The following is a 17776-nucleotide window of genomic DNA, read 5'->3' as shown; positions in this document are numbered from 1 at the left end:
AGCAGGCGGCCCGCCGACGAGTTCACGGGGGCACGACCGCTGCTAGAACCGCGTCACGATATCGGTCAGCGCCGGGCGCGGGCGATCCTCGCTCGGCTTGGTCGGCGTGCCGATATGAATGAGGCCGGCGAGCTTCTCGTCCGGCTTCAGGCCGAGGCCGTCGAGCACGTCGCGGTCGAAGGCGAACCAGCCGGTCAGCCAGCAGGCGCCGTAGCCGAGCGCGGTCGCCGCGGTGACGATGTTCATGGCGCTCGCGCCGGCCGACAGCTCCTGCTCCCACGGCGGCACCTTCGGGTGCGGCTTGGTGAAGGAGACCACGCCGATCACCAGCGGTGCGTCGGTCAGGCGCTTCTTCTCGACCTCGATATCGGCGGCCGGCGCGCCGGGATTCTTGCGGGCGAAGACCTTGGCGATCACGTCGCCGGCGCGGGCGCGGGCGTCACCCTCGAACACGATGAAGCGCCAGGGCGCCAGCTTGCCGTGGTCGGGCACGCGCGCGCCGATGGTCAAAATGGTCTCGAGCTCGGCCGCGGACGGGCCCGGGCCCGTCATCTCGCGCGGTTTCATCGAGCGGCGTGTCTTCAGGAGTTCAATAGCATCGGGCACGGAAATGTCCTTCAGGAGGAGTCGTGCCCCCAAGATGGGGGCACGACGAAGCCGGCGAAAGCCAGTTTAGACCGATTGTGAAGATCAGGCGACGGATCGCGCCTGCTTCACGTCCGGCGGCGTCGCCTCATCGACCAGCGCGGCGATCGCCTCGTCGGTCGGCATCACGGTTTGCCGCTCGCTGCCGAGGCGGCGGACCGAGACCGAATGGGTCTCGGCCTCCTTCTTGCCGACGACGAGCAGGGCCGGGATCTTGGCCAGCGAGTGCTCGCGGACCTTGTAGTTGATCTTCTCGTTGCGCAGATCAATCTCGACCCGGAGGCCGGCGCGGCGCGCCGCGGCCGCCACCACCTTGGCATATTCGTCGCCTTCGGAGGTGATGGTCGTGACCACGAGTTGCGTCGGCGCCAGCCAGAGCGGGAAGTTGCCGGCGTAGTGCTCGATCAGGATGCCGATGAAGCGCTCCATCGAGCCGCAGATCGCACGGTGCACCATGACAGGCGCTTTCTTCGAGCCGTCGTGATCGATGTAGAACGCACCGAACCGCTCCGGCAGGTTGAAGTCGACCTGGGTGGTGCCGCACTGCCAGTCGCGGCCGATGGCGTCGCGCAGAACGTATTCGAACTTCGGCCCGTAGAACGCGCCTTCGCCGGGATTGATCTCGGTTCGGATCCGGTTGCTGCCCTTGGCCTTGATCTCCGACAGCACGGTCGCCATCACCCGCTCGGCGTGGTCCCACATCTCGTCGGTGCCGACCCGCTTCTCCGGTCGCGTCGAGAGCTTGACCGTGAGCTCGCCGTCAAAGCCGAAATCGGCGTAGGTCGACAGGATCAGGTCGTTGATCTTGAGGCACTCTTCGGCGAGCTGCTGTTCGGTGCAGAACACGTGGGCGTCGTCCTGGGTGAAGCCGCGCACCCGCATCAGGCCGTGCATCGCGCCCGACGGCTCGTAGCGATGCACGACGCCGAACTCGGCGAGGCGCAGCGGCAGGTCGCGATAGCTCTTCAGCCCGTGCTTGAAGATCTGCACGTGGCCCGGGCAGTTCATCGGCTTCAGCGCAAACCAGCGCTTGTCCTCGGCCTCGTCGCCGGCGGACTGCGCCGCGAACATGTTCTCGCGGTACCAGTCCCAATGGCCCGAGGTCTCCCACAGCACCTTGTCGAGGATCTGCGGCGCGTTGACCTCGTTGTAGTCGCCGAGCAGCCGCCGCCGCATATAGGCGATCAGCTGCTGGAAGATCGTCCAGCCCTTGGGGTGCCAGAACACCACGCCGGGGCCTTCCTCCTGGAAGTGGAACAGGTCGAGCTCGCGGCCGAGCTTGCGATGGTCGCGCTTCTCGGCTTCCTCGATCTGCTTGAGGTAGGCGTCGAGGTCTTCCTGCTTGGCGAATGCCGTGCCGTAGATGCGGGTCAGCATCGGATTGTTGGAATCACCGCGCCAATAGGCGCCGGCCACCTTCATCAGCTTGAAGGCGTTGCCGACCTTGCCGGTCGAGGTCATGTGTGGGCCGCGGCAGAGATCGAACCAGTCGCCCTGGAAATAGATCTTGATCGGCTCGTTGCCGGGGATCGCGTCGACCAGCTCGACCTTGAAGGCCTCGCCCTTGTCGCGAAACACCTGTTTTGTCTTTTCGCGATCCCAAACCTCTTTCGTAAAAGGCTTGTCGCGCGCAATGATCTCGCGCATCCGCTTCTCGATCGCGGCAAAATCTTCCGGCGTGAACGGCTCGTTGCGGAAGAAGTCGTAATAGAAGCCATTCTCGATCACCGGGCCGATCGTGACCTGGGTGCCGGGCCACAGCGACTGCACCGCCTCGGCCAGCACGTGCGCGGCATCGTGCCGGATCAGTTCCAGCGCGCGCGGGTCTTCGCGGCCGATCAGTTCGATTTTGGCGTCGGCTTCGATCGGATCATTGAGGTCGGCAAGCGTGCCGTCGAGTGCCATCGCGACGGTGCGCTTGGCGAGCGAGGGCGAAATGCCCTTGGCGATGTCGAGGCCGGTGGTCCCTCTCGGGAAATCGCGCCTCGCTCCATCAGGGAAGGTGAGGGCGATCTTGTTCACGGGTTCTGCGGGTTTGAGGTTGGAGAGGCTGTACTGGAATCCGGACTCGGATTTGGGCGTGTCTGCCATCGATGTCTCCTGTAGCTCACTCCTGCGAACGAGCGCAGGTAAGCGGAAAGCAGCGGTATAGCAGGGGATTTGACGCCTGCAATCGGGCAATATCAAGAAAATGGACCTCTCGCGCACCGAATCGCGGGAGCTCGCCTGCACCTCGTGGCCCTGATCGTTGCGACGCTGCCGATCATCGTCTAACGTCGGATGCCCATTTCCCCGACATCGCGAGCTCCGCAAGGTTCATGTTTTCCCGTCTCCTGTTGTTCGTGGCGTTGCTTCTGATCCCGGGCGTGTTGCGGGCGGAAGACGCGCCGGTCGAGAAGGCCGGATTTGCGAAAAAGCTGACCATCTACCTTGCCAAGGGGCCGGCCAATGCCTGCGGTGCGGGTTGCGATCGCTGGATCGCGATCGAAGGCGAGATCGATCGGGAAGCCGCTCAGCGGATTCGCACCTTCCTTTACGCAACCAAGGACCCGCAGCTTCCGATCTACCTTCATTCGCCGGGTGGAAATGTCGAGCAGTCCTACGCGATCGCGCGGTTTCTGCGTGCGCGCAAGGCAATCGCCCGGGTCGGCCGCACCACCGTGCCGGCCTGTTCCGCGGGTACGCAGGTCGACGCCGCCTGCCTGAAGATCAAGGCCACGAAGGGAGAGGTCGCCGCTGAACTCACCACGCGCAACGCGATGTGCGTCTCGGCCTGTGCCTATCTGTTCCTGGGCGCGACCGACCGTGAGGTGGCGCCCGACTCGGTGCTCGGCGTGCATAATTCCAGGCTGATGTTCGTGGTCCACGGGCATCCGCCGCCGCAAGCTGTCGCGGACTTCAAGCGGCGCGAGATGGTGAGTGCCGATCGCGACCGCAACCTGTTCCTCGCGGCGATGGGGATCAGCCGTGAGCTCAGTGACCTGATCCGGACCGTGAAGTTCGAGAACCTGCACGTGCTGACGCGGCCGGAACTGTATCGATTTGGAATCGATACGCGGCCGTTGCCGGACACGCTGTGGGCGGTCGAGAAGGAAGCCCGGCCCTATGTCCGCAAGATCGCGCAGCAGAAAAACGGCGACGGCAGCGCCTTCCGCATGATGGAGTGGCGCCTGTTCTGCGAGAACAAGGATCGCGGGCGGTTGATGTTCGTGCGCGAGTTCGAGGAGGGCCGCGCCGGCAAGAGCACGGTGGTGATGATGGCCGGCGTCACCAAGGCGGTCGCGTTCGGCAGGCTGCCGGCGCGGTTCGGCAAATACGAGGTCTGGAGCGATCCGGTGAGCGCGGACATCGTCAAGGCGATGACGGCAGTGCCGCATCTGCAGATCGGCGAAAGCGCGCTGTCGTCCGACGGCAAGCCGGATCCCGCGAGGCCCGGCGTCGCGACGTTCGACATCGACACGACCGGGCTGGAGCAGGGATGGACGCAGCTTTTGGCGTCGTGCCCGACCGCGACATCAGCTCCGAAGTCTGCCAGCCCGTGGCCGGCCGCAGTGTCGCCTGGCGTCAACGCGGCGCCGGCGGCATCGCCGTCGCCATGAGCGCAAGGGGCGCAAATCGATCGCGTGCCATGCATTTAGATGCAGTTGCATTGAGTTCGGGGTCTGCTATCAACGCGGCGTGAAACGCTTCGCCCCCACCGCATTGATGCTCGGCAACATCGTCACCGGCTGCTCGGTGCTGGCGCCGGCCGGCATGCTGGCGGAGCTGTCGAGTGGGCTCGGCGTCACCATCCACACCGCGGGTCTCTTGATCACGTTCGGCGCGATCGTACTGTGCGTGGGCTCGCCGGTGACGGCGTGGCTGACCAGCCGGTTCGAGCGGCGCGCCTTGCTGACCGCGACGCTTCTGGTGCTGACGCTGACCAATGCGGCATCCGCCTTCGCGCCGGACTACGACAGCCTCCTGATCATCCGCCTCGTGATGCTCGCGGTCGGTGTGCTCTACACGCCGCAGGCGGCCGGCACCGCGGCGCTGATCGTACCGGTGGAAAAGCGCGGCAGCGCGATCGCCTACATCTTCCTCGGCTGGTCGCTCGCCGCCGCGATCGGGCTGCCGCTGATCACCTTCATCGCAAGCCGCTACGGTTTTCGTGTGACCTATGGCGCGATCGCGCTGACCGGGCTCGTCAGCTCGCTGCTGCTGTGGTGGCGGCTGCCTGGCGGATTACATGGCGCGCCGGTCGATCTGCGGACCTGGGCCGATCTCGGCCGTAATCCGACCGTCGTCCTGCTGCTGTCGGTCACGACGTTGCAGATGTCCGGCCAGTTCGTCGTGTTCACCTTCATGGGACCGCTGCTCGCCAAGTTGACCGGCGCGAATGCGGACGCGGTCGGTATCGTATTTGCGCTCTACGGCATCTTCGGGTTCGTCGGCATTGCGATCGCAACGCGCATCGTGGATTCCTGGGGCGCCTGGAAGACGTCGGTGCTGTTCACCGTGCTGCTGCTCACCGGCGTGGCCGGCTGGGCGCTGAGCGCCGGTGCCTATGCATTGATGGCAGCTTCGGTGGCGGTGTGGGGGCTCGGCTTCGCGTCGACCAATTCGATGCAGCAAGTGCGACTGGTCGGGGCGGCGCCCGCGCTGGCGTCGGCGTCGGTCTCGCTCAATACCTCGGTGCTGTATGTCGGCCAGGCCATCGGCTCTGCGATCGGCGGATTGCTGTTCGCGCGCGAATGGCTCTACTGCGCGGGCTATGTGGCCACGGCCTTGGTCGCGGCCGCCCTCGCGGTCGTGATCATCACGCGACCGCGACCGGCCGCGCGCGCAGCCGCGGCCGAGTGAGTTTCTCGTCTTGACGCCGCTCTCCGCGTGAACCCGCGCCCAAGTCGCACCAACGTCGCTCGAACCTGTCCTAGTCGGCGATCCGCGTCAGGAACGCCTTGAAGTTGACGCCCGGCAGCTGCAGCGCCTCGCCCTCGAAGTCGACCATGTCGCCGTTTGCTGTGCCTTTCAGCGTCAACGTGATCATGTCGGTCCCGAACAGTGGCCGGAAGGCTGGATCGGGATTGTGCCGTTGGGTCGAGACCTTGACGTGAATGCCGTCGCCGCGGTCGCTGTAGTTGCCGACGAAGGCGAAGGCCGAGTTGCCGCCGCGAAGCTTGCCGTTGGTCGCGTAGAGCACCCCGGTGCCGGTGCCGTGAACGGTGTGAAATTCGAGCTTGTACAAGCCTTCCTGCAATGCCCATCTCCAAAAATGTTCGTCCCAATGGCGGCAGCCTATGGTGCGAGCGGGGTGCAAACAATGCCGCGCATCGCAAAATCGCGCGGCCGTCAACACCACAATGCCTGCGGGATGAGGGCAGGCGCGCAGCTTCATCCTCGCCAACAATGCGACGATCATCCAGCGCCGCCGTCCGACGACGTCTGGGGCTGGCACTAGCCGGTGATGGGCGCGCGCTGCGTCACCACTTCACGCTCTGGCTCGGCACGATGAATGCCGTTGTGCTCGGCTTGGTCGCATTGTGAGTGAAGTAGCCGTAGGCGGCAATGATCACGACGAGCAAGGCAAGCACGGCCAGCAAATCGATCTGCCGGGGATCGTGACCGTCGTGGCTGATTTTCCAGCGCATTGTTATTTCCTCCCCAAGGAACCGCAAGGGGCACGGAAACAATGCGCCAAGTATCGCCCCAGTTCCGCCGGGCAGCAATGCGAGCCGCGCCTGGGAGCGCTGCAGCAATTGATCAGCTGTCGTTGACGCCGCGCCAGCGGCCGTAGCGCCAGGGTACGTACCAGTGCGCGCCCGGCGGCTTGACCGGCGGCACGTTATCGATTCCCGAGGTGCCCCAGGGCTGGCAGCGCAGCAGCCGCGCCAGCGTCATCCAGCCGCCGGCCCAGAGCCCGAAGCGCTCGATCGCCTCGTCGCCATAAACCGAGCAGGTCGGCAGATGGCGGCAGTTGTAACCGACCAGCGGCGACAGCGTGTGCCGGTAGACCCAGATCAAGGCGCGGCCGACATTGCGCGGCATGCGGCGCGCGATGCTGGCACATTCCGTGCATCGCTGGAGGTGTGACGTCGGATGATCTGTCGGCTGCATCACGCAACTATGTACGTAGTCTTGCGGGGGTTCCAAGCCAAGGAACCGTGCTGTCGCAGATATTTACGCCACAGTTCGAAATTAACGCACAGGTCGATTGGCACCGCAGCAAGGGTCCTATGGACGGTCCAGGTCAGCAGGGCTACCGTTCCGATAACGCGCCGATGACAGAATCGTGGCGCTTTGCCATGGGGCCGTTGCCACCGCTCGTATCACCAGGGGCTTGGGGGAAGGAACCAAATTGAGGCTCGTCAGGTCGCTCTCGTTGCGCAGTTGGGCGCTCACCGGCGCCGTCGCCTTTTGCTTCGCGGTTTCCGGAACGGTGACGACGGCGGGAGGTTCCGCGCAGGCCAGTTCGACCCTCGAAGAGCGCAAGCTGCCGATGAAGTTCAGCTGGATCGCCTGCCAGCCGAATTGCCGCGGCTGGGTGTCGGCGGTCGGCATCATCACGGCCGATAGCCCCAAGGAGTTCGACGAGTTCGCGCGCAGCCGCCAGCTCAACGGCGCCACCATCGTGCTCGACTCCAGCGGCGGCTCGGTCAACGACGCGATCGCGCTCGGCCGTCGTTTCCGCGGTCTCGGCGCGTTGACCACGGTCGGCACCAGCGTCGTCAATCAGGCCGCGCAGGGTGACCGCGCCAGCGTGTTGCCGGATGCCTATTGCGAGTCGATGTGCGTGTTCCTGCTGCTGTCGGGCAAGACGCGCTATGTGCCGCCGGCCGCCCATGTCCGCGTGCATCAGATCTGGATGGGCGATCGCGCCGACGATGCCAAAGCCGCCAGCTACACCGCGCAGGACCTGATGATCGTCGAGCGCGATATCGGCCGTCTCGCCAAGTACACGTTCGACATGGGCGGCGCGGGTGAGCTGCTGTCGCTCGCACTCAGCGTGCCGCCGTGGGAAGACCTGCACGAATTGTCGGCGGCTGAATTGCGGCTGACCAATCTGGTCACAACGGATGCCGTCGCCGACGTGTTGCCGCGGCAGGACAATTCAATTCCCGTCGCCGACGCAAAGCTGAAGAACGGCGATCGCTTCGTCAGCAGCGCGATGGAAGGTGAGGCGCAGCCGCAGGCCGCGAAGGCAACCAAGACCGCCGAGGTCGTGGTGCCGATTGCCGGCACCTCAGCGCCCCCGCCGGTCCAGCCGGCGCAGTAACAGGATTTGGGCCGGCAGCAAGCTCTACGCTGGCTGCTTTGCCTTGGCCTCGATCTGGCCGATCGCATCGACCACTGCATCGAAGGTCAGCAGCGTCGAGGCATGGCGGGCCTTGTAGTCCCGCACCGGCTCGAGCAGCGCGATGTCGGCCCATTTGCCGCCCTGCGGGGGCCGGCCATTTTCCTTTAGCATCTTGCGGACGGTCTCGCGCAATTCGCGCAGCTCTTCCGCGGTCGACCCCACCACATGGCTCGCCATGATCGAGGAGGAGGCCTGGCCGAGTGCGCATGCCTTCACGTCATGGGCGAAGTCGGTCACGACAGGGCCGTCCATCTTGAGGTCGACCTTGACGGTCGAGCCGCACAATTTGGAGTGCGCGGTGGCGCTGGCGTCCGGCTCGGACAGCCGTCCGAGACGCGGAATATTGCCGGCCAACTCGATGATCCGCTTGTTGTAAATGTCGTTCAGCATGGGGACAGATGCCTGGTTCCGGCCGTGCCGGGCGCTCTTGGCGGTTGGGTTTCACCGTCCTATATATGGACGGCAGTGCCGGAAACATAGCCCGGCCATGCGGCCAACGCGGCCCACATTCGTCGCGCTGGTGCTACAAAGATGGGACTCAGGCGTCCGGCGGTTCGATGATCCGCCCCGTCTGCCCGGTGACACATCCGGCCCCACGGCAGATGCCGGGCCGGTCGAACGGAGAAGACATGGACGCCTTGATCAAATCGCTTCGCCCCAACAAGCCGGCCGACGCCAAGCCCGGCGAGCTCGACCCCTCGGAATTCATGGCGGCGGCTGTTCGTGCCGACCAGCCGCGCCCGTCGCGGGCGGAGGCCGAGGAGGCCGTGAAGACGTTGCTCGCCTATATCGGCGAGAACACCGGCCGTGAGGGCCTGCTCGACACGCCGCGCCGCGTCGTCGAAGCCTATGACGAGCTCTATCAGGGCTATCATCAGTGCCCGGCCGAAGTGCTGAACCGCACCTTCGGCGAGACCGCCGGTTACGACGATTTCGTCCTCGTCCGCGACATCGAATTCACCTCGCAGTGCGAGCATCACATGATGCCGTTCTACGGCAAGGCGCATATCGCCTATACGCCGGTGGAGCGCGTCGTGGGCCTGTCCAAGCTGGCGCGGCTGACCGACATCTTCGCCCGCCGCCTGCAGACCCAGGAGCATCTCACCGCCCAGGTCGCGGCTGCGATCGACGAGGTCCTGAAGCCGCGCGGCGTTGCCGTGCTGATCGAGGCGGAGCACACCTGCATGTCGGTTCGCGGCGTCGCCAAGCATGGCGCGTCGACCTTCACCAGCCGCTTCACCGGCATGTTCCGCGACAATCCGGCGGAGCAGCAGCGTTTCCTGTCCCTGGTGCGAGGACCGAACCGGTAACCTCGCATTCTCTCGAGCGAGGTTTGCCGTGTCCGCATCGACCCACGATCACGACCGCGAAGAGGGGCTCGACTTCCGGCCCAAATTCGACGCGACCGGTCTTGTGACCTGCGTCGCGACCGATGTCGCGACCGGCGACGTGCTGATGGTCGCGCACATGAACGACGAAGCGCTGCGCAAGACGATCGCGACCGGCGAGGGCTGGTACTTCAGCCGCTCGCGCAATGCGCTGTGGCGCAAAGGCGAGAGCTCGGGCCAGACCCAGCGCGTGGTCGAGATCCGGATGGATTGCGATCAAGACGCCGTGTGGCTCAAGGTCGAGCAGATCGGCGCCGCCTGCCATACCGGACGGCGCTCCTGCTTCTATCGCGCGGTGAAGGGCGAGGGCGGAGCCGTCAGCCTGTCCTTCGTCGATGCCGAGCGCCTGTTCGATCCGGCGCAGGTCTACCGTAAATAGCGGCCTCCGCGTTGCCGCCGTGCCGGCGCCTTAACGTGCCGTTAACCATAATTACGGCAGGTTGACGGCACATGGGTGCCGATTGCCGGCACCCCGCAAGGCACCCGATCAATGGCGGTCGACCTCTTCAATGCGACGGCTTCGGCAGGTGTCGATGCTTCGCGCCTGAAGGTCGCCGGCTCGATCAAGCAGGCGGCGGCCACCACCGGTACGAGCTTCGAATATCTGCTCACCACCGCGAAGATGGAATCCAACTTCAATCCGCGGGCCGGCGCCACGACCTCGTCGGCGCATGGACTCTATCAATTCATCGACCAGACCTGGCTCGGCACCGTCAAGGAGGCGGGAAGCCAGCTCGGCTACGGTCAATATGCCAATGCCATCACCAAGAACTCCGACGGCAGCTATTCGGTCAGCGACCCCTCGGCACGCAACGCGGTCATGAATTTGCGCGACGACCCCGATGCGGCGTCGTCGATGGCGGCGGCTCTGACGCAATCCAACAGCTTCAAGCTCACCGGCACGCTCGGCCGTCGTCCGACCGACGCCGAGCTCTATATGGCGCATTTCATGGGCGTCGGCGGTGCCGGCAAGCTGATCTTGAGCGCCGAGGATAGTCCGAGCGCCAATGCGGCCGCGATGTTTCCGAAGGCGGCAGCGGCGAACCAGTCGATCTTCTACGACAAGTCGGGCAGCGCGCGCAGCGTCAGCCAGGTCTATTCGGTGCTGACCACGCGCTACGCCGCGGCGGCGAATTCGAAGGACACGCGCACCGCCTTTGCTGCGGCGGGCGGCGACACCATGAGCCCCTACGCGATGGCAAGCGCCGCGCCGACGCAAGCGGTGTCGATGGACACTGCGTCGTATCTCTCGACGTTCCCGAACGCCAGTGCGGCCTCGTCAGCCGGTGCGACCTCGACCGTGGCATCGGCGCAGCCGGCGCCGGCCTTCCGCTCGCTCTACCAGGGCGGGGACCGTCCGCAACCGATCTCGCCGGCCGTACAGGAGTTGTGGGGCAACTCCTCTGCGTTGACCACGTCGGCGACGCCGAAGGTCCGCGCGCCCGGGCGGCTTGATCTGTTCAGCGATCCGAACGGCACCTACAGCAACAGCTAGCATTGCCGGTTTCGCAGGCGCGAAGCCGCGCGCCTTGGCCGTCTTAACGAAACGTCAATAATCCCAAACGTTTATGGTGAACCCTTTGTTAAGCGTCATGGTTTATTTTTCCTTGTAGTGGCGTCGTATGTCGATGCCGTCTCGTTGCGTAAGCCGGCAGGACCATGATCGTTCGGCAGTTCATTAGTTGGATTAGAACCGCTCCGGCAGGCGAGCGGGCAGAGGCGACGCGGGCGTTGGCCCGGGCCTGGCTCATTTCGGATCTCACCGAGGACGATCGCATCGTAGCCGAGGGCGCGCTGCTGATGCTGCTCGACGATCCGTCGCCGCTGGTGCGGCAGGCGATGGCCGAGGTGTTCGCATATAGCGCGGAGGCGCCTGCTGCGATCGTGCAGGCGTTGGCGGCCGACCAGCCGGCGATCGCGCTGCCGGTGCTGGAGCATTCACCGCTCCTGATCGATGCCGATCTCGTCGACATCGTCGCGACCGGCTGCGACGAGATGCAGTGCGCGATCGCGCGCCGCGTCAATCTTCCGGCCTCCATCGCTGCCGCGATCGCCGAGGTCGGCTCGGCAGCGGCTGCGCTCGAGCTGATCGAGAATCCCTATGCCGGCCTTGCGCCGTTCTCCTGGGACCGCATCGTCGAGCGCCACGGCCATCTTGCGGCGATCAGGGAATCGATGCTGGCGCTGGAGGACCTGCCGTCGGCGACGCGGCTGGCGCTGGTCGCAAAGCTTTCCGATACGCTGGCGCAGTTCGTCGTGGCACGAAACTGGCTCGGCGCCGACCGCGCCGACCGGATCGCCGGCGAGGCGAAAGAACGTTCAACGGTGAACATCGCCGCGCGGGCCTTTGGCGACGACATGCAGAACCTGATCACGCATCTGCGCGCCACCGGCCAGCTCACTGCCGGGCTGATCCTGCGCGCGCTGCTGTCGGGCAATCTCGACCTGTTCGGGGCGGCGCTCGCCGAATTGTCCGGGCTGCCCTATGGCCGCGTCTCCGCGCTGCTGAACGACCGCGGCGGCAACGGCCTGCAGGCGCTGCTGCGGCGTGCGGGCCTGCCGGAATCGACCTACGCGGCGTTCCGCGTCGCGCTCGAGGCCAGCCACGAGGTCGGCTATGTCGACAGCGGCGACGGCGCGGCGCGGCTGCATCGCCGCATGGTCGAGCGGGTGCTGACCCATTGCGAGACCGACCATTCGGCGGCCGAGCCGCTCTTGATCCTGCTGCGTCGCTTTGCGACCGAATCGGCCCGCGAGGATGCCCGCATGTTCTGCGAGGAACTCGCCGCCGAAGACGCGCTCGCGGTGCTGCCCAGCGACGACGATCTCATCGCGGCCTGAAGGCCGCGCTTCCTGCAATTGACGATGATTGAAGCCGGGGCCGCAAGCCGCGGCGCGCCGCTATTCGCCCGGCACGATGCTCGGCGCGAGGATGGCCTCGAGATGCTCGGGGCGGTCGCGATTGGCGTGGGTCAGGAACTCATCGGCGATGCCGCGGAGCTGCTTGCTGAGCACGCCGGCGACGACCGCGGTGTCGAGCTTGGTGCGGTTGCGCACGATCGCCTGCACGGCGTTGATGTGATGGGCAATCAGCTGGTCAGGCACCGCGGCGAGATCGGGCGCGTGCTCGATGATGCGGCACAGGCTCTCTGCTGCTGCGGCTGCCGACGGATAGCCGAAGGTTGCGGCGTCGCCCTTGATGTCGTGCGCGGCGCGGAACAGCTCTTCGCGGGTCTTGTCGTTGAAGCCCTCGCGCAGCACGGTGGCATGCGCGGCGGAGAGGCGGTCGGCCTCGATCGTCATCCACTCCTTGAACTCGCCCGACAGTCCGGCGAGCGCCTTCTCGGCACGGCCGACGGGATCGTCGAGATCGCTCTCGGGGACGCGCAGCAGCATCTTGCGCAGCGGATTCGGCTGCGTGATGACGTGGTGCGTGCCGAAGCTCTTGACCTCGATCGTCCCGGGTTTGTCTTTCGCCATGGCGATATCCTAGATGGTCGAGCGCGCCTTATCGAGCAGCGACGGCTGTTGCAGCACCTCGACCTCGCCGCTGCCGCGGCGCTCGGGGCCGATATAGGTGTTGGTGGTGTTGCGGCGGCGGTCGGGCCCGAAATAGGTCTTGGTCTTGATGAACGGGCGCGGGTTGGCGACCACGTTCATGATGCGCTGGTAGAGCCCCTTGGCCGAGATCGGCTTGGCCAGGAATTCGGTGACCCCGGCATCGCGCGCCACCGTGACGCGGCGCTTCTCGGAATGCCCGGTCAGCATGATGATCGGCGCGTAGGGATTTCCCTTGGATTCCGGCTGCCGGATCATCTGCGCGAGCTCGAGCCCGTCGAAGATCGGCATCGACCAGTCGGTGATGACGATGTCGGGCACATAGTGCGTGTACATCTCGAGCGCGGTGGCGCCGTCCTCGGCCTCATACACCTCGCGCGCGCCGAACGAATGCAGCAGTGTCCGCAGGATGCGGCGCATGTGCGGATTGTCGTCGCAAATCAGAAATCGCAGCTTGTTGAAATCGATGCGATACATGGTCCGGTCCCGAACGGGCATACCGGGCCAAATGCGGTATTACCCGACGTTAACCATATCCCGCCCGGGGTTAATGATTGGTTGCCGGGCAGCGGCAGGCGCGGCCGTCAGTAGCCGAACTGCTCGCGCAGGATGCGCTCCTCCAGCGAATGGCCGGGGTCGAACAGCATCCGCATCGCGATGGTCTTGTCGGAGAGCACCTCGACGCGGCGGACGTCGCGGACCTCGTCATGGTCGGCGACCGCGGCGACCGGGCGCTTCTCGCCCTCGATCACCTCGATCACCACGAAGGCGGAATTCGGCAGCAGCGCGCCGCGCCAGCGCCGTGGCCGGAACGCGCTGATCGGGGTCAGCGCCAGCAGCGCCGCGTTGATCGGCAGGATCGGGCCCTGGGCGGAAAGGTTGTAGGCGGTCGATCCGGCCGGCGTCGCCACCAGGATGCCGTCGGCCATCAGCTCCGCCATCCGCTCGTGCTCGTCGATCAGGATGCGCAGCTTGGCGACCTGGTAGGTCTGCCGGAACAGCGCCACCTCGTTGATGGCGTGATGCAGATGCACGGCGCCGTGGATGTCGGTCGCGCGCATCAGGAGCGGATTGATCAGCGACTCCCGCGCGGCGGAAAGCCGGGTGCGCAGATCATGCGTAGAATATTCGTTCATCAGGAAGCCGACGGTGCCGCGGTGCATGCCGTAGATCGGCTTGTTGCTGCGCATGTTGGCGTGCAGCGTTTGCAGCATCAGGCCGTCGCCGCCGAGCGCAACCACGACGTCGGCATCGGCAGGGAGATGGTTGCCGTACATCGCGGTCAGCTGCTCAAGCGCGGTCTGTGCTTCCGCACTCGCGCTGGCGACAAAGGCGATCTTGTCATACCGCTTGGGGCTAGCCATCGCTCACGAACTCTTTTGGCCCGGATTACGCCGCGCTCGTCTATACATCCCGGGCGACCTTGTCGAGATGGCCCGGAAACCGGACCGCATGTCTTGCGGGCGTCGCCAAGCTACCGCAGTTTGATGGCGGAATGCGTAAACGTCGGCCCAGGGAGTGAACGGCATGGCTAACAGTTTTGCGACACGGCTCGCGGCAGCGCTGCTGGTGGCCTGCCTTGCAACCGCGGCGCGGGCCGACGACGAGACCCCTCAGCCATCGCCGTCGCCGAGCGCGCAGGCGCCAAGCGGCCAGAAGGGGCGGGCAGGGCGTGGCGAAGGGGCCAGTCCAGGCGCCAACGCCGCCGGCAGTGGATCGACGCCCGAGCAACATCGGCTGCCGCCGGACTCCACCACAAAGCAATCGGTCGCGCTGCCCGGCCGCACGCTGAACTTCAGCGCGACCGCGGGCTCGATCCGCGTGTTCGACGACAAGGGCGAGGCGCTCGCCGACGTCGCCTACACCTCCTACCAGCTCGACGGCGCCGAGAAGGCGAGCCGTCCGGTGACCTTCCTGTTCAACGGCGGCCCGGGCTCTGCGTCGGCCTGGCTGCAATTCGGCAATGTCGGGCCGTGGCGGCTGCCGTTCGATGGTGACGGCGCAGTGTCCTCGGCCTCGCCGGAGTTGCAGCCAAATGCCGACACCTGGCTCGACTTCACCGATCTCGTCTTCATCGATCCGGTCGGCACCGGCTACAGCCGCTTCGTCACGACATCGGAGGAGGCGCGCAAACGTTTCTTCACGGTCGACGGCGACGCCAGTTCGATCGCGCTGGTGATCCGCCGCTGGCTCGAGAAATACGACCGGCTGACCTCGCCGAAATTTGTCACCGGCGAAAGCTATGGCGGCATCCGCGGGCCGAAGGTGGTGCGCAATCTGCAGATGCAGCAGGGCGTCGGCCCGCGCGGCCTGATCCTGATCTCGCCGGTGCTCGATTTCCGCGACTATACCGGCTCAAGCCTCCTGCAATATGTCGCAAGCCTGCCGACCATGGCGGCGGTGGCGCGGCAGGCCAAGGGGCCGGTGACCCGCGAGAATCTCGCCGACGTCGAGGCCTACGCGCGCGGCGACTTCCTGCTCGACCTCGTCAAGGGCCAGGCCGACACCGAAGCCACCACGCGGCTCGCCGACAAGGTGGCCGGCCTGACCGGCATCGATCAAGCGGTGAGCCGCAGGCTCGCCGGCCGCTTCGACATCGGCGAATTCCGCCGTGAGTTCGACCGCAAGAACGGCAAGGTGACCGGCCGCTACGACGCCTCGGTCGAGGGCTTCGATCCCTATCCGGACTCCAGCTACTTCCGCTTCAACGATCCCTCCGGCGATCCCCTGATGGCGCCGCTGACCAGCGCTGCCGTCGATCTCACCACGCGCAGACTGAACTGGCGGCCGGACGGCTCCTATCAATTGCTCAGCGAGAACGTGAACAAGGCCTGGGAGTTCGGTCACGGCATCAATCCAACGGAGTCGGTGACGCAGCTGCGCCAGATGCTGGCGCTCGATCCCAAGCTGAAACTCCTGATCGGCCACGGCCTGTTCGACCTCGCGACGCCGTACTTCGCCTCCAAGATCATCCTCGACCAGCTGCCGGCCTTTGCGGGTCCGAGCCGCACCAAGCTCGTGGTCTATCCGGGTGGACACATGTTCTACTCCCGCGACAGCTCGCGCCAAGCGTTCCGCAAGGAGGTCGAGGCGCTGGTGAAGTGAGGGGTGTCCGGCGAGCTGAATTTTGTCACCGCGGCATCACTGCGTCGTCCCGGCGAAGGCCGGGACCCACACGCCGCGGCGGATGTTGTGGGTGTGACTCGTCGTTCGAGTAGTGCTCAACAATAAGCTTTTCGTGGTTGATGGGTCCCGGCCTTCGCCGGGACGACGGCGGATTTGTTGCAGCATCAAGAGCCATGCATTCGCGTTCTCGCGATATGATTAGCCATAGGTCTCCACGATGAAGTCGATCAGGGCGCGCAGCTTCGGGGTCATCTTGCGGTTCCTCGGCCACAGGATCTGACGCGCGCGGGCTTGCGTCGTGTAGTTCGGCAGCAGGACCTGGAGCCGGCCCGCGGCGATGTCCTCGGCGAGCAGTTCGTCGCGCATCAGCACGATGCCGGCGCCGGCGAGGGCCGCATAGCGGATGCCGAACGCGCTGTTGATGAAGAGGCGGCTTGTGACATCGACTTGCACTTCGCCTTCCGGTCCGAGGAAGCTCCATCGTTGCGCGTCCGACCAGCCGGGATAGCGTAGGCATTCATGAGCGGCGAGGTCCCTTGGGTGGGTCGGCGTGCCGCGTTCGGCGAGATAGCTCGGCGCAGCGCAAACCACGCCGGTGTAGGGCGACAGCGAGCGCGACATCATCGTGGAGTCGGTCAGCGTGCCGACCCGGATCGCGGCATCCAGCCCTTCTTCGAGCAGGTCGACCATCTTGTCACTGAGGATGAGGTCGACCGACACTTCCGGGTACTTGTTCATGAAACGAACCAGCGCCGGAGCGAGGCTGTAGGAACCGAAGGCAACCGATGTCGCCACGCGCAGCCTGCCGCGCGGCGCGCTCAAGGCTTCCTCGACCAGCGCATCGCCAGCCTCGGCCTCGACCAAAAGGTGCTTGCAGTGATCGAGATAGTTGCGGCCGAGTTCGGTGAGGCCCTGTCGCCGCGTCGAGCGGTTGATCAATTGCGAGCCGAGCCGGTCCTCCAGAAAGCGGATATGCTTGCCGATCATGGTCGGCGATATCCGCAGCTCCTTGGCTGCCGCGGTGAAGGAGCCGAGATCGGCGACGCGGGCGAACACGGACATGCTGGTCAGTCGATCCATGATTATAAACCAATGGTTACTTCACTGCGGATCAAAGCGCCGCTTTTGATGCTTTGGATTTCTATTTATTACCATGAGTGGGCAATCGGCGCGAGGAAGCACACGATTGCTTTGGAATGTGGCCGGCCACGCCCGGAGGGCGCGGCCGGCAGGGGTCTCGAACCAGGACAGGAGTGTCAGGATGCCCTTCCAGATCACGATCAATGGGACCAGTCATTCGGTCGACGCCGACGGCGATACGCCGTTGTTGTGGGTGCTGCGCGACGTGCTCGGCATGACCGGCACCAAGTTCGGCTGCGGCATGGCGCTGTGCGGCGCCTGCACGGTGCATCTTGACGACGCCGCGGTGCGCTCCTGCATCACGACGATCGACAGCATCGGCGATTCCAAGATCACGACCATCGAGGCGGTCGGCGGGACTGCGGCGGGCAAGAAGATCCAGGACGCCTGGCTCGCGCATGAGGTGCCGCAATGCGGCTACTGCCAGTCCGGGCAGATCATGTCGGCGGCAGCCTTGCTCGCGAGCAAGCCGAAGCCGACCGACGCCGATATCGATGATGCGATGTCGGGCAACATCTGCCGCTGCGGGACCTACGTCCGCATCCGCGACGCCATCAAGCAAGCCGCGCAGTCGGGAGGTTGA

At 65.5% G+C, this 17776-nt stretch carries 19 protein-coding genes; 9 read left to right on the top strand and 10 right to left on the bottom strand.

From position 1 onward, the window contains the following. Positions 1 to 42: 42 nt before the first annotated feature. Entirely contained in the window at positions 43 to 606 is a 564-nt protein-coding gene (locus JQ507_20405) for a nitroreductase (protein ID QRI67344.1), read from the bottom strand. An 84-nt stretch (positions 607 to 690) separates the two neighbouring features. After that, the gene (gene thrS / locus JQ507_20400) at positions 691 to 2736 is read right to left on the bottom strand and encodes a threonine--tRNA ligase (protein ID QRI67343.1); all 2046 of its coding nucleotides are present in this window, start codon (positions 2734 to 2736) and stop codon (positions 691 to 693) included. A gap of 227 nt (positions 2737 to 2963) precedes the next feature. Here thrS and JQ507_20395 point away from each other — a divergent pair, with 227 nt between their 5' ends. Both JQ507_20395 and JQ507_20390 read left to right on the top strand, forming a co-directional pair. Next, positions 2964 to 4244 carry an ATP-dependent Clp protease proteolytic subunit gene (locus tag JQ507_20395; protein QRI67342.1) on the top strand — a complete coding sequence of 427 codons (1281 nt, stop codon included), beginning with the start codon at positions 2964 to 2966 and terminating at the stop codon, positions 4242 to 4244. A 106-nt stretch (positions 4245 to 4350) separates the two neighbouring features. Next, positions 4351 to 5487: an MFS transporter gene (locus JQ507_20390; GenBank protein QRI73434.1), complete on the top strand. Its 1137-nt coding sequence runs from the start codon at positions 4351 to 4353 to the stop codon at positions 5485 to 5487. A gap of 70 nt (positions 5488 to 5557) precedes the next feature. Here the strand turns inward: JQ507_20390 and JQ507_20385 are convergent, their stop codons facing one another. The 3 genes from JQ507_20385 to yidD form a co-directional block, all read right to left on the bottom strand. Continuing rightward, positions 5558 to 5884, bottom strand: a complete 327-nt coding sequence (locus JQ507_20385) for a hypothetical protein (GenBank protein ID QRI67341.1) — start codon at positions 5882 to 5884, stop codon at positions 5558 to 5560. A 223-nt stretch (positions 5885 to 6107) separates the two neighbouring features. After that, entirely contained in the window at positions 6108 to 6275 is a 168-nt protein-coding gene (locus JQ507_20380) for a hypothetical protein (protein QRI67340.1), read from the bottom strand. A 112-nt stretch (positions 6276 to 6387) separates the two neighbouring features. Beyond that, positions 6388 to 6741 carry a membrane protein insertion efficiency factor YidD gene (yidD, locus tag JQ507_20375; GenBank protein QRI73433.1) on the bottom strand — a complete coding sequence of 118 codons (354 nt, stop codon included), beginning with the start codon at positions 6739 to 6741 and terminating at the stop codon, positions 6388 to 6390. 241 nt (positions 6742 to 6982) lie between these two features. Here yidD and JQ507_20370 point away from each other — a divergent pair, with 241 nt between their 5' ends. Then, complete coding sequence (locus JQ507_20370; protein ID QRI67339.1) at positions 6983 to 7900, top strand: hypothetical protein; 918 nt, start codon at positions 6983 to 6985, stop codon at positions 7898 to 7900. 24 nt (positions 7901 to 7924) lie between these two features. Here the strand turns inward: JQ507_20370 and JQ507_20365 are convergent, their stop codons facing one another. Continuing rightward, a complete protein-coding gene (locus JQ507_20365; protein ID QRI67338.1) occupies positions 7925 to 8371 on the bottom strand; it encodes an iron-sulfur cluster assembly scaffold protein in 447 nt (148 codons plus the stop codon). A 239-nt stretch (positions 8372 to 8610) separates the two neighbouring features. On the opposite strand from JQ507_20365, the gene folE reads away from it, so the two are divergent. From folE to JQ507_20345, 4 genes are all read left to right on the top strand, one after another. Beyond that, on the top strand, positions 8611 to 9291 hold the full coding sequence (gene folE / locus JQ507_20360) for a GTP cyclohydrolase I FolE (protein QRI67337.1): 681 nt from the start codon (positions 8611 to 8613) through the stop codon (positions 9289 to 9291). A gap of 28 nt (positions 9292 to 9319) precedes the next feature. Continuing rightward, positions 9320 to 9748, top strand: coding sequence for a phosphoribosyl-AMP cyclohydrolase (gene hisI / locus JQ507_20355; GenBank protein QRI67336.1), 429 nt, complete (start codon positions 9320 to 9322; stop codon positions 9746 to 9748). A gap of 111 nt (positions 9749 to 9859) precedes the next feature. After that, positions 9860 to 10864, top strand: coding sequence for a lytic transglycosylase domain-containing protein (locus tag JQ507_20350; GenBank protein ID QRI67335.1), 1005 nt, complete (start codon positions 9860 to 9862; stop codon positions 10862 to 10864). A gap of 164 nt (positions 10865 to 11028) precedes the next feature. Further along, positions 11029 to 12210 (top strand): DUF2336 domain-containing protein, encoded by a 1182-nt coding sequence (locus JQ507_20345; protein QRI67334.1) that lies wholly within the window; start codon positions 11029 to 11031, stop codon positions 12208 to 12210. 60 nt (positions 12211 to 12270) lie between these two features. Here JQ507_20345 and JQ507_20340 read toward each other — a convergent pair whose 3' ends face one another. From JQ507_20340 to JQ507_20330, 3 genes are all read right to left on the bottom strand, one after another. After that, positions 12271 to 12849: an Hpt domain-containing protein gene (locus JQ507_20340; protein QRI67333.1), complete on the bottom strand. Its 579-nt coding sequence runs from the start codon at positions 12847 to 12849 to the stop codon at positions 12271 to 12273. A 9-nt stretch (positions 12850 to 12858) separates the two neighbouring features. Further along, on the bottom strand, positions 12859 to 13404 hold the full coding sequence (locus JQ507_20335; protein QRI67332.1) for a response regulator: 546 nt from the start codon (positions 13402 to 13404) through the stop codon (positions 12859 to 12861). Between the two features lie 107 nt (positions 13405 to 13511). After that, entirely contained in the window at positions 13512 to 14291 is a 780-nt protein-coding gene (locus JQ507_20330) for an NAD kinase (protein ID QRI67331.1), read from the bottom strand. Positions 14292 to 14454: 163 nt separating this feature from the next. On the opposite strand from JQ507_20330, the gene JQ507_20325 reads away from it, so the two are divergent. Then, on the top strand, positions 14455 to 16032 hold the full coding sequence (locus JQ507_20325; protein ID QRI67330.1) for a peptidase S10: 1578 nt from the start codon (positions 14455 to 14457) through the stop codon (positions 16030 to 16032). A 219-nt stretch (positions 16033 to 16251) separates the two neighbouring features. Here the strand turns inward: JQ507_20325 and JQ507_20320 are convergent, their stop codons facing one another. Beyond that, positions 16252 to 17133 carry a LysR family transcriptional regulator gene (locus JQ507_20320; protein QRI67329.1) on the bottom strand — a complete coding sequence of 294 codons (882 nt, stop codon included), beginning with the start codon at positions 17131 to 17133 and terminating at the stop codon, positions 16252 to 16254. 181 nt (positions 17134 to 17314) lie between these two features. On the opposite strand from JQ507_20320, the gene JQ507_20315 reads away from it, so the two are divergent. Then, positions 17315 to 17776 carry a (2Fe-2S)-binding protein gene (locus JQ507_20315; protein QRI67328.1) on the top strand — a complete coding sequence of 154 codons (462 nt, stop codon included), beginning with the start codon at positions 17315 to 17317 and terminating at the stop codon, positions 17774 to 17776.

The organism is Bradyrhizobium sp. PSBB068 (genome assembly GCA_016839165.1).
In the GTDB taxonomy this organism is placed as follows: Bacteria; Pseudomonadota; Alphaproteobacteria; order Rhizobiales; family Xanthobacteraceae; genus Bradyrhizobium.
This window is presented reverse-complemented; position numbering and strand designations above follow the sequence as displayed.

Coding starts and splice junctions, on each gene's coding strand:
- JQ507_20350 (QRI67335.1), top strand. CDS start 9,860: ATGGCGGTCGACCTCTTCAATGCGACGGCTTCGGCAGGTGTCGATGCT.
- JQ507_20395 (QRI67342.1), top strand. CDS start 2,964: ATGTTTTCCCGTCTCCTGTTGTTCGTGGCGTTGCTTCTGATCCCGGGC.
- JQ507_20390 (QRI73434.1), top strand. CDS start 4,351: ATGCTCGGCAACATCGTCACCGGCTGCTCGGTGCTGGCGCCGGCCGGC.
- folE (QRI67337.1), top strand. CDS start 8,611: ATGGACGCCTTGATCAAATCGCTTCGCCCCAACAAGCCGGCCGACGCC.
- JQ507_20330 (QRI67331.1), bottom strand. CDS start 14,291: ATGGCTAGCCCCAAGCGGTATGACAAGATCGCCTTTGTCGCCAGCGCG.
- JQ507_20325 (QRI67330.1), top strand. CDS start 14,455: ATGGCTAACAGTTTTGCGACACGGCTCGCGGCAGCGCTGCTGGTGGCC.
- JQ507_20345 (QRI67334.1), top strand. CDS start 11,029: ATGATCGTTCGGCAGTTCATTAGTTGGATTAGAACCGCTCCGGCAGGC.
- JQ507_20320 (QRI67329.1), bottom strand. CDS start 17,133: ATGGATCGACTGACCAGCATGTCCGTGTTCGCCCGCGTCGCCGATCTC.
- thrS (QRI67343.1), bottom strand. CDS start 2,736: ATGGCAGACACGCCCAAATCCGAGTCCGGATTCCAGTACAGCCTCTCC.
- JQ507_20315 (QRI67328.1), top strand. CDS start 17,315: ATGCCCTTCCAGATCACGATCAATGGGACCAGTCATTCGGTCGACGCC.
- JQ507_20335 (QRI67332.1), bottom strand. CDS start 13,404: ATGTATCGCATCGATTTCAACAAGCTGCGATTTCTGATTTGCGACGAC.
- JQ507_20365 (QRI67338.1), bottom strand. CDS start 8,371: ATGCTGAACGACATTTACAACAAGCGGATCATCGAGTTGGCCGGCAAT.
- JQ507_20380 (QRI67340.1), bottom strand. CDS start 6,275: ATGCGCTGGAAAATCAGCCACGACGGTCACGATCCCCGGCAGATCGAT.
- JQ507_20340 (QRI67333.1), bottom strand. CDS start 12,849: ATGGCGAAAGACAAACCCGGGACGATCGAGGTCAAGAGCTTCGGCACG.
- yidD (QRI73433.1), bottom strand. CDS start 6,741: ATGCAGCCGACAGATCATCCGACGTCACACCTCCAGCGATGCACGGAA.